12 protein-coding genes are annotated in these 13,478 nt (G+C 51.9%); 4 read left to right on the top strand and 8 right to left on the bottom strand.

Features of this window, described 5'->3' with window-relative positions:
* Positions 1–18: 18 nt before the first annotated feature.
* The 3 genes from ACEVG1_RS10940 to ACEVG1_RS10930 are packed head-to-tail and all read right to left on the bottom strand — an operon-like array spanning position 19 to position 1,121.
* Positions 19–642, bottom strand: a complete 624-nt coding sequence (locus tag ACEVG1_RS10940; RefSeq protein ID WP_374743706.1) for a sprT domain-containing protein — start codon at positions 640–642, stop codon at positions 19–21.
* Between the two features lie 24 nt (positions 643–666).
* A complete protein-coding gene (locus ACEVG1_RS10935; RefSeq protein ID WP_374743705.1) occupies positions 667–966 on the bottom strand; it encodes a type II toxin-antitoxin system RelE/ParE family toxin in 300 nt (99 codons plus the stop codon).
* Positions 948–1,121 (bottom strand): hypothetical protein, encoded by a 174-nt coding sequence (locus ACEVG1_RS10930; protein WP_374743704.1) that lies wholly within the window; start codon positions 1,119–1,121, stop codon positions 948–950. The genes ACEVG1_RS10935 and ACEVG1_RS10930 overlap by 19 nt, the downstream gene beginning before the upstream one ends.
* Before the next feature lie 141 nt (positions 1,122–1,262).
* Between ACEVG1_RS10930 and ACEVG1_RS10925 the strand changes: the two genes are divergently transcribed.
* Entirely contained in the window at positions 1,263–1,628 is a 366-nt protein-coding gene (locus ACEVG1_RS10925; protein ID WP_374743703.1) for a BlaI/MecI/CopY family transcriptional regulator, read from the top strand.
* Between the two features lie 2 nt (positions 1,629–1,630).
* Entirely contained in the window at positions 1,631–3,232 is a 1,602-nt protein-coding gene (locus ACEVG1_RS10920) for a M56 family metallopeptidase (protein WP_374743702.1), read from the top strand.
* 4 nt (positions 3,233–3,236) lie between these two features.
* Here the strand turns inward: ACEVG1_RS10920 and ACEVG1_RS10915 are convergent, their stop codons facing one another.
* The 4 genes from ACEVG1_RS10915 to ACEVG1_RS10900 all read right to left on the bottom strand — a co-directional run bounded on the left by ACEVG1_RS10915 (position 3,237) and on the right by ACEVG1_RS10900 (position 7,426).
* Entirely contained in the window at positions 3,237–4,184 is a 948-nt protein-coding gene (locus tag ACEVG1_RS10915) for a gliding motility-associated C-terminal domain-containing protein (RefSeq protein ID WP_374743701.1), read from the bottom strand.
* A gap of 129 nt (positions 4,185–4,313) precedes the next feature.
* Positions 4,314–5,405, bottom strand: a complete 1,092-nt coding sequence (locus tag ACEVG1_RS10910) for a hypothetical protein (protein WP_374743700.1) — start codon at positions 5,403–5,405, stop codon at positions 4,314–4,316.
* Between the two features lie 43 nt (positions 5,406–5,448).
* The gene (locus tag ACEVG1_RS10905) at positions 5,449–6,327 is read right to left on the bottom strand and encodes a hypothetical protein (protein ID WP_374743699.1); all 879 of its coding nucleotides are present in this window, start codon (positions 6,325–6,327) and stop codon (positions 5,449–5,451) included.
* A 481-nt stretch (positions 6,328–6,808) separates the two neighbouring features.
* Positions 6,809–7,426 (bottom strand): fibronectin type III domain-containing protein, encoded by a 618-nt coding sequence (locus tag ACEVG1_RS10900; RefSeq protein ID WP_374743698.1) that lies wholly within the window; start codon positions 7,424–7,426, stop codon positions 6,809–6,811.
* A gap of 34 nt (positions 7,427–7,460) precedes the next feature.
* Here ACEVG1_RS10900 and ACEVG1_RS10895 point away from each other — a divergent pair, with 34 nt between their 5' ends.
* A complete protein-coding gene (locus ACEVG1_RS10895) occupies positions 7,461–7,943 on the top strand; it encodes a hypothetical protein (RefSeq protein WP_374743697.1) in 483 nt (160 codons plus the stop codon).
* A gap of 457 nt (positions 7,944–8,400) precedes the next feature.
* On the opposite strand, the gene ACEVG1_RS10890 is transcribed toward ACEVG1_RS10895, so the two are convergent.
* Positions 8,401–9,831 (bottom strand): Gfo/Idh/MocA family protein, encoded by a 1,431-nt coding sequence (locus ACEVG1_RS10890; RefSeq protein WP_374743696.1) that lies wholly within the window; start codon positions 9,829–9,831, stop codon positions 8,401–8,403.
* Positions 9,832–10,172: 341 nt separating this feature from the next.
* Here ACEVG1_RS10890 and ACEVG1_RS10885 point away from each other — a divergent pair, with 341 nt between their 5' ends.
* Positions 10,173–13,475, top strand: a complete 3,303-nt coding sequence (locus ACEVG1_RS10885) for a SusC/RagA family TonB-linked outer membrane protein (RefSeq protein WP_374743695.1) — start codon at positions 10,173–10,175, stop codon at positions 13,473–13,475.
* Positions 13,476–13,478 lie beyond the last annotated feature (3 nt).

The raw sequence follows: 13,478 nt of genomic DNA, 5'->3' as shown, positions 1-13,478 counted from the left end.
TGCTAAAGTACGGAATAATTATTTAATCGCCATCACTTCGGCTACCGGGCTGAAAAGGTACACCCGTTGGGTCTTCACTTCAATGCACCGGTACCGTTTCCTTATTTTTTCCTTTTTCTGGAATATGCGGCCGTTCTTGAGTGTAAATAGCGTATTGTCGGGCAATTGTTCCACCGTTTGCGTCGGTTCGCCGGGTGTATCGTACCGTTTCAGTACACGGAACAGCTGCAGGTCCGTACAGCTGGAAGCCGCTGGATTATCCAGGTAACGGACGATCGCCTGCTGGATATCGTGCGGGAATAAGCCCGATTGGATGAACGGGCGCATAAGCTCGCGGAAATCGGATTTCCACTCCCGCCCGTGCGGTTTCACCTTGCCCTTGTAGGTGTTCCATGTTTTCAGGTGCGCAAATTCGTGTACGGTGGTAATGAGGAATGCGTAGGGGTTGAGGTTGTGGTTTACCGAGATGCGGTGTCCTTTCCCGTCATGCGGCGGCCGGTAGTCGCCCAACTTCGACGTTCGGCCCCGGCTTATCCGGAACAGGCATCCGCTATCATTGATCCACCGGGAGATGACCGGCGCGGCCGAAGCGGGCATGTATTTACTGAGCTGTGCGCTGTAGTCCTGCATCGGTACAAACATACTACGCTAAACGCGGCGGTTGGATTACCAATAGATTAATTTAGAAAGAATGAACTCGCATATGATGATCTCGTTGTCGAGTTCGATAAAGACGATTGTGTACTTTTTCTTATAAGGAATACATTTGTATCCCAATTTTGACCGTTCAGGATCACGGCATGTTCTATATCCCTTCCTTTGGTCGCCCAATTTTAAAATAAAATCATAAGCTTCATCGGTGAATTTTTCCGCTGTCGCCAGAAGCCCCTCTGATTCCAAATACCAAGAAATTTCAGCGATGCTTTTAGCGGCAGATTCACGAATGTTTATTTGTCTGACGCCCATTGACGGATGAGCTTTTTGCTGTAAGCACGCGCTTCTTCTATTGAAAAGGTTTTTTCCGGCTTCCACTTTAAAGCAGCTTGCCGTTGTAATTCCTGATAACTAGCCTCTGGAATAATCACATATTTCTTATTGTCAATCGTCAATTGAGTCATCATGTTTTCGTTTGTCAAACAAATTTAACCAAACTTATCCTAATCTGCAAACCGCAATCGCAGATAAGAGTATACGGGAGCAGAATGAACAATATTTTGTTTATTACGAATTATTCGTAACTTTACGCCAAAGTCGTAATAAGTATGGAGAAGTTAACGATACAAGAAGAAGAAGCGATGCAGTTGGTGTGGCGCAACGGGGGCGGGTTCGTCAAGGAGCTGTTGGACAGCATGGACGGTGAGAAAGTGCCCTATACCACCTTGGCATCCACCTTGGCCAAATTGAAGACCAAGGGTTACGTCAAAACGGTGCGGTATGCCAATGCGTATCGGTATGAGCCACTGATTGTGGAGGAAGATTACAAGAAAGCCTTCATGAACGGGTTTGTCAACAACTACTTCCGCAATTCCTACAAGGAATTGGTAAGTTTCTTCGCGAGGGAAGAAAAAATCAGTGCCGCTGAACTGGACGAGATCCTCGATATGATTAGGAACGAACGAAATCAATAGCCATGCCCGAAAGCATCCTTTATTTACTGAAAGCCAACCTGGCCATCGTCCTGTTTTACCTGGGGTACCGTTTATTGCTTCGCAGGCTCACGTTTTACACGCTCAACCGGTTCTACCTGCTGTTCGCATTGCTCTTTTCGTTCACCTACCCGCTGGCCGACCTGTCGTGGCTGGTCGAAACGCCCGTGCGCGAACTACCCGGCGAGGTGGTGTACATCCTTCCCGATTGGGAGCAGGTACCGGCTACGGCCTTCAACGGGTGGCCGTTGCTCGTCGCCCTGGTAGGGTTGGGGGCAGTGTGGTTTGCCATCCGGCTGCTCATCCGTCTACTGAGCTTGCGCCGCATCCACCGGCAGTCGCGCGCGGCCACGTGGCATTGGTTCAGCTACCGGCAGGTGTTTGCGCCCATCCGGCCGTTCTCGTTCTGGCGCAATATCTATGTGAACGTGGAACGCCATGCCGACGGTGAACTGAAGGAAATCTTCAGGCATGAACAGGTGCATGTGTCGGGGTTGCACACGGTGGATGTGCTGCTGGCGGAGCTGGGCAGCGTGTTGTGCTGGTTCAATCCGGGCGTGTGGCTGCTTCGGCACGCCGTCCGCGAAAACCTCGAGTTCATTACCGACCGGAATGTGCTGCGGAGCGGGGTAGACAAGCAAACGTACCAATACAGCCTGTTGGGCGTGGGAGGGCAGTTAGAAGCCTATCCGGCCATCGCCCAGGGCTTCAATTTCAAAAACTTAAAAACACGTATTATGATGATGAACAAAAAGCGTTCTTCCCGGTTGCAACTCGGGCGTTACCTCTTAGCGGTACCTGTTATCGCCGTTTTTGTGCTGTTTTTCACGATGAGCCGTGCGGCGTATCCGCCGGTTATCGGCGATGCCGGCAATATACCCGAGAGCTTGGAAAATCCCTTGCGGATCGAACTCATCCCGGATGCAGGTGAGCAGCGAGGCAATCCGCTGCCTCCGGATACGATGCAACGCCCAGATGAACTGAAAGGAAAGGTAATGGGGGTTCGGTTGGTTGATCGGGAGGAGGAACCTACCCGTCGTGATACCATCAAGTTGAGGCAGGATACCGTCAAATCAACCCGTGATACGTCGATTATCAGGATCGTCCGCGTACACCCGGACGACAAGGGAAGCCCGTTGATGGTATTGGATGGCAAGGCGCTGGAGGAAGGGTTTGACATCAATACGATTAATCCCAACACCATCGAAAGTATCACCGTATTGAAAGACGCCTCGGCCACTTCCCTTTACGGAAGCCGGGGTGACAAAGGGGTCGTCCTTATCACGACCAAAGCGAAGGCGCGACGCGATGCCGCCATAACGGATACCACTGCTTTACAGGAAATCCGGGTAATCGGCTATGGGAAGAAGGATGTGCCTAAGAAGGAGGAACCGTCAGCCGATAATGATTTTAATGGAGCACTTGTGGTCATCGACGGCAAGGAATCCACAGCCGCAGCGCTTCGTAAGCTGTCGGCCGATGACATCAAGGCCATCAACGTGCTCAAAGGGCCTTCAGCAACCGACAAATACGGCGATAAAGGTTCAAAAGGAGCCATTGAGGTCTCTACGGCGAAGGGAAAATAAGTATTTATTTATTCACGTTCCTCACAATGGTCACGAAACCTTTAAACGTTTGCCAGTGGCCGCTGTGCAGGCGCAGTTCAAAGATATAGTAGTAGGTACCCTCGTTTAAGTCGGCGCCGTCCCAATCGTTTTTATACGTTTTCACGCTATACACCTCGTTACCCCAGCGGTTGAAGATCAGCAGCCGGTTTTCGGGATAAAATTCCAATCCGCGGATTTCGAAGAGGTCGTTCAGGCCGTCGCCGTTGGGGGTAAAGCCGTTCGGTATTTTCAGGGCCACGACCTCTACGGTGGCCGCCGCTTCGTTATCGTCCGGATTACTGTCCGGTTCCGTGCTGGTGACGATAGCGAGCTGCATCGCCATGCCCTCGTTGCTGGCCCTTACGCTGATGGTGAGCGGTTCGGATTGCCCCGGGGCCATGTCGCCCGGCAGCCACATCAGTTCGTGCGTGGCGGCGTTGTAGGTAACCTGCCCCACGTACGCACCCACCACGGTTTCATAGCGCACGTTTGCTGGCAGCTTCGCGGTTACCACCACACCGGTGGCGGTGTGGCTCCCCTTGTTGATGGCTAGCAGCTGGTAGCTGATGAGCTCGTTGATCATGGCCAGGTGTCGATCGGGCGCATTGTGTATCTGCATGTCTACGACCACGGGTTCGCCGCCGGGGTCTACGATGACTTCGACAGGGTCGGAGAGGTCGGAGTTGCATTCATTGCCCAGCGCCATCACCGTGTAGGTGCCTGCTTCGGACACCACAAGCCGCTGGTCGTGGAAGCCGTTGATGGGCTCATCGTCGTGGAACCACAGGTAGGAGAGGGCGTGGGTGGCATCGGCACGCAGCGTCACGGAGCTACCCTGCACGATATGCACGGATTGCCCGGTCTGTGCCGAAACATAACCTGCCGTGCACAGCATCGATATGACCCACAAACACCTAAGCCACTGAACCATTGGTAAGCTCTCCTTAAGGAAAGTAATTGAAAGGGGCGTCATTTCAGCGAAGCATTGGAGTGATTTTCCCTTTGCCGCCGAAATGACGATGTAGCCCCTGTTGTGGTTGCTTCCCTTTTTGTGCGATATTTAATCCGTTACGCCTTCGACGGTGATGTGCGGCTTGCCTGGTTGCGGAGTAACGAAGACCACACTCGCTAAGTCTTGGTCTGCTCCCCCAAACCACTGGCGGTAGATTGCATAGACACGTTTACGTGCATCATCCGTTTCGGCCCCGTCATAATCGCGAGCTTTGACTGTATATTCTACCTCCACAAAGAATTTATAAGAACCAATTTCAGCTATGGTCGGCGTGAACTCATTTGAGCTTGATACGACGATCGCTTCAGGCTGCGCAACAGCATCACCGATATCCACTTTGGTAGGGTCTATTGTGGGGAAGTCATCTATATCATCAGCAAAAATATCAGTTGCATTTTCTGATTTAACCGCATACCACGTGTATTTGAGTTCGAAACCGTCTGCGATGGCGGGGTCACCAGTATAGCCATCATAAGCAACGGTGGCAGTCATTTGTACATTTTGCTGGGTTGTTGCATCAATTTCGCAATACTGGAGTAATCCATTCTCTCCTGTGTGTGTAGTGGTAACGGCAAGTGGTGGCAATACGTATACTACGAATGTTTCGTCTTCTACGGTACATAATTCTGAATCGTCTGCACCTTCAGGAATGATGTAGCCCTCTACTCTGAAATAATGGAATCCGGGTGCTAGACTGGTTACCGTGTGTCTGTTCGCAGGATCATCGACGCCCACTGTTTTCTCGGTGCCCCCAGCATCTAGGCCGTAAAGTGTAGTCGGTGTCACGCCATCTGCTCCCATATAGGACCATTTGTACATTGTAAATTCAAGGGCGTCGCCTCCGGTACGAGTGTCATGATCTTCCACTAAACTTGCTACAAACGTTAATCCTGGGCCGGATGTTGCCGGATTATAGAAAAGCACCGCATGTAGGGTTTCATAGTCGCTATTGCCGCCTGTCAATAGCGGTGTGATGGCCGTTACACGGCCCGCATCACTTATCGGAGTTTCTGGACCTACTACCACTTTGGCCTGCGGGTCTTTGTCGATAGTCTGAGCTTGTGCTAATGTGATGAATGTTGTTAAAAATAGACCCACTAGACCTAGTTTTAACATTGCTTTTGTTGTTTTCATATCCATTTTACTTAGTTTTTATTGTGTTGATTTATATGTTTCGGTGTTTTTAATTATGTACATCGGTGATGGTGAGGTGAGGCTTACCGGGCTGGGGGACGACAGTTACCACCACCGGAGTTCTGCCGCATTCTTCTGGATCGACCCCGGAATACCCTACGTAAAATGTTGTTGTTGACATTAACTCATCGGTAGTAAATGACGATCCGCTGCCTATTGACGTACCCCCGGTGGCACTGTTATACCATAAATAATCGCAATCCGACGCAGAGATTGGGTTTTCAACTTGGAGTGTTGCGGTTTCACTCGTACATATTGTTGGGTTTTCTACAACAGAGATTGAGGGCGGACATTCGTAAAAGGCGTGGTAGACTTGTAATTTTGCGGATGAGAGCAAACCGATTAACCCTGCGGTATTAATTGAAATGGTTACGGCATTGAAACATTCGGAAGGGGTTATTTTAAGATAAAGGCTGCCATCGATGATATCGTCTTGGCGATTGCCAATCGCAACCGATTGACCTGTTATTGAAGTGGAGTTGCCAATTTCAAATAAATTGCCGGGCTCAGCATTTTGTTGCGCAGTTACAAATCCCGCGCTCGCTAATAAGAGCCCTAAAAGCCCGTTGTTGGTGCTTCCGTCAATGCGTATATATACAGATGTGCCGGCTGGTAAATTACCTGTACCATTGATGAATTTCAATTGTAGTCTAGCGTAAGCATCGCCCGCTAATCCACCAACTGTTAATTCTGAATAATTTCCATTTAGAGAGTTTGGTTGAATCACATTGTTTGGAGTTTTGACATGGCCGGGAGAAAGTACAGGGATACCGAGAACAACAAGTCCGTCTCCAGATTCCGAAGCCCCATAACTATCCGCATACACCCTCTGCCCATACCCCACCTTCACCGCACCGAGTAACAACACGGCGCAGACCACGAGAAAACGTAGGGGCGAAAGGGAGGAAGATGTAGCGCGATGGTACATATCAAATCATAGGCAATCGTTAGAAAATAGGGTGCGTTATAGGCTCCCCGATAAAATCAGCTGAAGTTTAAGTGTTGTTTTTCATGTGTATGTATCCGTGTCTCAAATATAATGAGCGGAGCAGGCGAAAGTTTTATTCACTTTGTTCATGTTCATTTTGTTCGGGTAGTTTTGATTGGAGGGGGGCGAGAGAAAGGGCTAAGATTACGGTAATGGCGTATGCATGCGTTTGCGCATACGTGTTGGACCGATACGCCAATTCGATGGTGCGGCGGATGGTGGCTGGTTGTTTTTTCCATGGGCTTATCCATTGCAGCAAAAGCAACAAAAAAAGACGGCACCCCGTTCCCGGAGTGCCGTTTAAGTTTAGAAGTACCGTATATTTTCAACGACGAGAAGACCGCCTATACCACGCCCGCTGTCAGATAACCGTAGCGGTTACTTTGTCGCCGTAATTGACCGAATTGGGTTCGTTGTCGATGTAGGCACCCCGGAACTCGTATTCGGCGAACTGCTGTAACTCGGAAATCGTATGCTTTGATGCGTGGGCGGTGACTTCCGTCCATGCGTCGTTGCTCCCGGCCAGGCGGTAGCCATAGCGGTAAGACCGTGCCCAGGGGTGGCGTTTCATTTTCAGCGTGATGCTGCAAGAACCCAAGGGGCCGTTTTTGGCCACGAAATCGATGGGCTGCGGGCACCTTCCCCGCGGTTCGCGCGCTTTGGTGTGGTCGAACCCGGCAGCGAGGATCGTGGCCGGATCGCCCATGGCCACCTGTTCCACCGACAGGGCGAGCGATCGCAGGGTGTTTTCCAGTTGGCCGCGTACCTGGTTGCGCACGGTGGTGGCATGCTTGCCCCCACGTACGGCATCGGCCACGGCAGCACGGTAAGCGGCCAGGTTTGTTTCCATTACCGTCAAATCCGGTACGGGATTGGGGAAGAGTGCATTGCCGGTCATCTTAAGGAGCACATTCTCGGCCACCTGGTCGAGCAGCTCCACACTCATTCTTCCGAAATCTACTTTTGCTTTGTAATACATCTTGTAAAGTTTAAATGTTAACGTTATTAATTAATTGATTGATAGGATTAGGCAGTTGCTGTCCGTAGATGGGCAGCTGGTCCGGTTTGCTGGGCGCCCAGCGGTTTATGGCTGTTATCGGAACACGTGGTTCCGGAGGGAAAGACTCCCTTTCGCGAACGTTGCTATCTTTGTTGATGAACATGGAAGCTTTGCTATACAGCAACGTGGTTTTGTTGATGAACATGGAAGCTTTGCTATAGAGCAACGGAGTTTTGTTGATGAACAAGGAAGCTTTGCTATAGAGCAACGGGGTTTTGTTGATCAGCATGGAAGCTTTGTTATACAACAACGAAGTTTTGTTGATGAACAAGGAAGCTTTGTTATACAGCAACGTGTTTTTGTTGATCAACAAGAAAGTTCTGTTATACAGCGACGGGGTTTTGTTGATCAACAAGGAAGCTCTGTTATACAGCAACGGGGCTTTGTTGATCAACAAGGAAGCTCTGTTATACAGCAACGGGGCTTTGTTGATTAACAAGGAAGCTCTGTTTTACAACAACGGAGCTTTGTTGATTAACAAGGAAGTTCCGCTATATAACAAACCCGTCAAGATCGTCGAAAAGGAGGGTAAATACGTCAAAGAACGATACCCGTTATCCGCGTCTTGGGGAAAGGGGCATATAACAAAAATGGGGAATAACGGCGCTGCGTGTTAGCAGTATCGTGCCAATCTGAAATCGGGCCAATGGAAATTTTGGCACGATAGTGATATTTTGACGGATAAGGTGTTGATTGGTAGTTTCTTAACGATTCTTGTTCGGGAGATGGCCGGAAGTGGCTTTGTACGGTGTGGAGAATGCCCCACGTCAGGCTTGACAGCGTAGGGCTGGATAGAGCGTAAGGCTTGGGGAAACCGCCTTTTCGCGAGATCCCCAGGCTTCGCATACGTTTTCGCGCCGATATCGCAGCACGTTTTATTTATTCGGAAGCACTCAGAACTTCCGGTATTCGCCCGTCAGGAATCTATTCGCTTTTTCTTCCTTGAATTTAGCTGTTTGGGCATCCCAATGCAACGTTTCCCCGGGGAAACGCCCGGCAATGGTACCCAAAAGGATGGTCTCCGTCAGCCGCGAGGCGTAGTCGAACGGTGCCGAACATTCCCCTTTCCCCAGGCAGGCATCCACGAACTGGTGGTAATGCTTGGGTCCTTCGGTATCGTAGTTGCGGATGGGCTCGCCGAGGCCATGCTTCTCCGCCAGTTCGGCTATTTCGTCGGAAATATCGACATACTTGCCCTTGACGATTTTCCGCGGCAACTGCATGAAATGGGGCAGCAGCAAGCGGCCTTTTTTGCCCACGAACATAGCCCCTTGGTCCGGCAGTTCATACTCGCCCGCTATCTTGGGGTCCAGGGAGACTTTCCCTGCGGTATCGGCCTCCGCGGCCGATTTTTTCTTGTCGGCTCGGGTATCCATGCCCGGCAGCACTAAATCTTTGTGTTTCGCCGGGGCGCCGGGGCCATCATACCAGATCCATTTTAACGATTTGGCGGTGTATTCCGTGCCCGGAAACTCGTAGGTTACCGTATTGTGTTCGGGAAAACCAAACCCATTGTCGGGCCGGCACTCGTTGGTGATGGTGCGCGGTACATCCAATTGCAGCGCATTGTAGGGCGTATCAAAGATGTGCACCCCCATATCGCCCAGGGTGCCGCAGCCATAGTCCATCAGTTTACGCCACACCCCGGGGTGGTATACCCCTTCTTTGTAGGGCGGTTTGGGTGAAGTACCCGCCCACAGGTTCCAGTGCAGTTGCTGCGGTACCGGATCTTCGCCCACGGGGCGGGGACCGTCGTACCCGTGGTTCTTCGGCGACCACGCGTGCACGGTATGTACTTTCCCGATGATGCCCGACTGGATCAAGAGCGTGGCCAGCTTGTAGTCATAAAAAGAGTGCACCTGGATGCCCATCTGGGTAACCAGCCCTTTCTCGGCGGCCAGTGCTTTCATGGCCCGCGATTCAGAGACGTAGTGGGTGAGCGGTTTCTGGCAATAGACGGGTTTGCCGAGCTGCATGGCCAGCATGGAAGCCGGGGCATGGGTATGGTCCGGTGTGGATACGATGACCGCATCGATCTCGTCGCCCAGTTCCTCCAGCATGACGCGGTAATCAAAAAACACACGGGCTCCCGGATGGAGTTTGTGCGCGGCGGATAAATTCAGTGCATCCACGTCGCAAAGGGCCACCACGTCGACACTCGCATGCGATGAGATGGCTTTCAAATCTTCGGCTCCCATGTTCCCCACGCCGATGTGGGCCGTGCGCAAACGGCTCCTCCTAGGGAAAGACTTCAACAAAGAAGGGGCCAGCATGACTCCCAGTGCGCCTAATGTGCTGTTTTTTAAAAATTCGCGTTTATTCATAACTTGGTGTTGATCCTTTTAATCGTAGCCCAAAATTAAACTATTGTCCGTTTATTCCAAGTCTATTCTGAAGAAATAGTGCCTCCAATCGGTGGCGGGCCTCTCTTTTTTGGTCATTACCGCGCTAATGATACGATATTCTCCTTTTTTGATACGATTGTAGTACCCAGGCGCCTGTTTAAATCGGTTCTTTGTGGTACAATTATGAAGGCTAGGAACCAGCCATCAACGATTATTGGCATTAAACTTCAAAAATTATGGAAAGAGACTGGGGGCAGCTGGTGGGGTATTATCGGGCGGTGATCATTGAACCGTATTAGCTAACTAACTATATGAACGTTATGAAAACAACTAAACGCGCATGGAATACCCGTATGTATGTTAACCGTGTTGGTGGTAAATTGTCTGCCTTCCGGCTAACCACCCTCTTGGTGGTAATCGTTGCGACCCTCCAGTCGGTAGGCGCTACGGTGGCAACGCGGACGGGTTTTTACCAGCCGACGCAAGTGCATGGGAAGGTAACGGATGCGCAAACGGGGGAACCCCTGGAGGGGACATCCATCAAGGCTAGGGGCCTTGACCGGGCCGCAGCTACCAACGCGGCGGGCAACTTCACGATCGAGGTGCCGGTGGGCACCGTGCTCATCGTATCCCGGGTGGGCTATACCACGCGGGAAGTCACGGCCGGGCAGACCACGCTCAACATCGCCCTTGAAACCGACGAGAACGTACTCGACGAGGTGGCGGTACTTGGCTACCAAACCGTGGCGCGCCGCGACCTCACCGGGTCGGTGGCCACGGTAAAGATGGACAACCTGCAGGACATCCCGGCGGCGTCGATGCTGGAAGTGCTGGCAGGGCAGGTGCCCGGGATGCAGTCGGTCCTGCGCACCGGATTGCCCGGAGGCGCCAGCGGTGGTTTGGTGATCCGCGGCAACACGAATCTCTCCGAATCCAGCGACGTGATGGGATTGAGCAACCCGCTGTATATCGTAGACGGGGTGCCGATGTCACTTTCGGACCTTGCCGGATTCGACGTTACGCAAAACGATTTCTTCGCCACGATGAACCCGAATGATTTCGAGTCCATTACGGTACTGAAAGATGCCGCCGCCACCGCAATTTACGGTTCGAGGGGGGCAAACGGCGTAATCGTCATCAAAACCAAGCGCGGCGTCAAAGGCGCCACGCGCTTTAATTTCAGCAGCGCCTCCGGATGGAATTTCGAGCCCAGCCGGTTGCGGGTATTCATCGGCGAGGCGGAGCGCCAAGAGAAAATGCGCCTTTACGACCAAACCCTACAGGCCTTGTTTGGCGACAAAGCCGCCGTCGACGTACGGAACGGCCTGGAAATAGAAGGCTACATGTATCCCGCCGTATTCACCGATAAGTACAATCCGGCGTTTAACGGTGCTTATGATTACCAGGACCTGTTCTACCAGACCGGGTTCAACCAGCAGTTCAACCTGAGCATGGATGGCGGTACCGAGAAAAGCGCATTCCGGGTAGGGTTGGGGTATTACGATGAAAAAGGCATCCTGGTGGGTTTTGATTTCAAGCGGATCACCATGAACGCGAGCCTTACCAACGATATCAACGAATTTCTGCACAACGACCTGTCGATCATGCTGACTAGCTCGGGTAGGCAAGGTGGTCAAACCGATAAGCTACGGTCATTCCCCAGCGATCCCACGCAGTTGCCGTCATCGCTGTTTTACCGGACGCCGGACGAGCTGAACCTACTTTCCGGCAAATTGGGCGACACCTACCAATCCAACAACGGCTATATGCTCAACCTAAATGAAAGCCTCCGGATCAACTTGATGGATGGTCTTACGTGGGATAACCGCGGTGGTTTATCGGCTAATTTCGGCCGTCGGGATTATTTCGTGCCAAGTACCGCATCCAACAACGGCCTTTCGCAGGGGCAGTCGTTCAACAGCCAGAACTTCGTTATCAACGGCCTTTCCCTGTTGAGCTATTACAAAACCCTCGCGGACCACGAGTTTACGGCGCTGCTGGGCACGGAGGTGAACATGGAGCGGCAGTACGCCACCAACCTGTACGGCCAGGACGGCCCAAGCGACTACGTCAAGGTAATCCAGAACTACAAGGTGGAGGAACTCTCGGGGATGAGCGACATCGTGAAGAGCAACCTGCTTTCCTATTTTGCCAACGTTTCGTACGGATACAAGAATCGCTACAAGATCGAGGGGGTACTGCGTAGGGATGGGTCTTCGAGGTTCGGTGCCAACAACAAATGGGCTACTTTCCCTTCCGTGAAGACCTATTGGATATTCTCGGACGAACCGTGGCTGGAATCGGCCAAATCGGTGCTGAACTTCGGGAAATTGCGGTTGTCTTACGGATCGTCCGGCAGCATCGACCCCGATCCGCTGTTGCAATACAATTCATTCATTGCGACCTCCAATATCGGGGCCGGCATCAACAACATCTACGCCAACCGGTTTGACGTAAAGACCTACGGTGGCATCGGTGCGTTGGTATCCGACTTCAACAAGATCGCCAACCGATCGCTGTCGTGGAGCAAGTCTACCGAGTCTGACCTTGGGATCGATCTCGAATTGTTCAACCGCCGGCTCTACGTAATCGCAGATGTCTATTCACGGCGTACCACCGGCGCGGTATACACCTCGGTATTGCCGCAGTTCGTCGGCTACAACTCCATCCGTTCCAATTTGGTGGATATGATCAGCAACGGTTGGGAAGCTTCGTTTACGACGTACCTGTTCCCGCGCACCTCATCTACGCAATGGGACTTCACCTTGAACCTGGCGCGCAACCAAACGGTGATTTCGAAGCTGGGTAATGGCGGGCGCGACTATTTCGGAGCGAACTATGCCTTCGTGGTGGGGCAGCCGGCATTCCAGTACTACACCTATGAGTACCTGGGCCCCTTGCAGGATGTCAATGATTTGCCGGTGAACCCCATGACGGGCGAACCGATGAAGTACTACGGTGCCGACGCCGGTTTGGCACTCAACCAGCAGGGGAAGATTTTCCCGGGCATGCCGTTGTTTACCGATGTAAACGGCGACTATCAGATCGATGGACACAATTACGGCAACGACCGCAAGATCATCCAGGGGAAATCGCCCGAACCGAAGATCATGGGTGGTTTCCAGACCAATTTCAGGTACCGGAACTTCTCGTTGCGCGTGCAGTCGTCCTTTGCCTTTGGCCACTATATCTTCAATACCAACCTCCAGCAGATGCTCTGGAGTTACGATGACCAGACGCTCTTCTTTACCCGGGCATTGTATGACCTCACAGACGATGTCCAATTCTGGGAAAAGCCGGGAGACGATGCCTATTACCCCATGCGGTACATTACATACAGCGATGGCGGGAGTGCCCGTTCGTTCAGGGAATCGTCCATGTTCATTGAACGGGGCGACTACTGGAGCATCGACAACGTCACCCTGTCGTACAACCTCCCGCAGAAGTTTATCCAGCGGCTACGGGTGCGCGGTGTCAACGTGTACGGGACCATGCGCAACGTTTACATGTGGAAGCAATCGTTGGTGCCCGACCCGCGCGTCGTTACCAAAATGGGCTACTACAACGGGCAGGGTTACCCCATTTCCCGGAATATGGTCATCGGTCTGAACATCAATATTTAAGTT

Origin of the sequence: Parapedobacter sp. 2B3 (genome assembly GCF_041925275.1) — a bacterium.
GTDB classification, from domain to species: domain Bacteria; phylum Bacteroidota; class Bacteroidia; order Sphingobacteriales; family Sphingobacteriaceae; genus Parapedobacter; species Parapedobacter pyrenivorans_A.
The sequence above is the reverse complement of the archived record's forward strand: the minus strand, read 5'-3'. Positions and strand labels throughout refer to the sequence as shown.

Coding starts and splice junctions, on each gene's coding strand:
- ACEVG1_RS10940 (WP_374743706.1), bottom strand. CDS start 642: ATGTTTGTACCGATGCAGGACTACAGCGCACAGCTCAGTAAATACATG.
- ACEVG1_RS10935 (WP_374743705.1), bottom strand. CDS start 966: ATGGGCGTCAGACAAATAAACATTCGTGAATCTGCCGCTAAAAGCATC.
- ACEVG1_RS10930 (WP_374743704.1), bottom strand. CDS start 1,121: ATGATGACTCAATTGACGATTGACAATAAGAAATATGTGATTATTCCA.
- ACEVG1_RS10925 (WP_374743703.1), top strand. CDS start 1,263: ATGGAGAAGTTAACGATACAAGAAGAAGAAGCGATGCAGTTGGTGTGG.
- ACEVG1_RS10920 (WP_374743702.1), top strand. CDS start 1,631: ATGCCCGAAAGCATCCTTTATTTACTGAAAGCCAACCTGGCCATCGTC.
- ACEVG1_RS10915 (WP_374743701.1), bottom strand. CDS start 4,184: ATGGTTCAGTGGCTTAGGTGTTTGTGGGTCATATCGATGCTGTGCACG.
- ACEVG1_RS10910 (WP_374743700.1), bottom strand. CDS start 5,405: ATGGATATGAAAACAACAAAAGCAATGTTAAAACTAGGTCTAGTGGGT.
- ACEVG1_RS10900 (WP_374743698.1), bottom strand. CDS start 7,426: ATGTATTACAAAGCAAAAGTAGATTTCGGAAGAATGAGTGTGGAGCTG.
- ACEVG1_RS10890 (WP_374743696.1), bottom strand. CDS start 9,831: ATGAATAAACGCGAATTTTTAAAAAACAGCACATTAGGCGCACTGGGA.
- ACEVG1_RS10885 (WP_374743695.1), top strand. CDS start 10,173: ATGAAAACAACTAAACGCGCATGGAATACCCGTATGTATGTTAACCGT.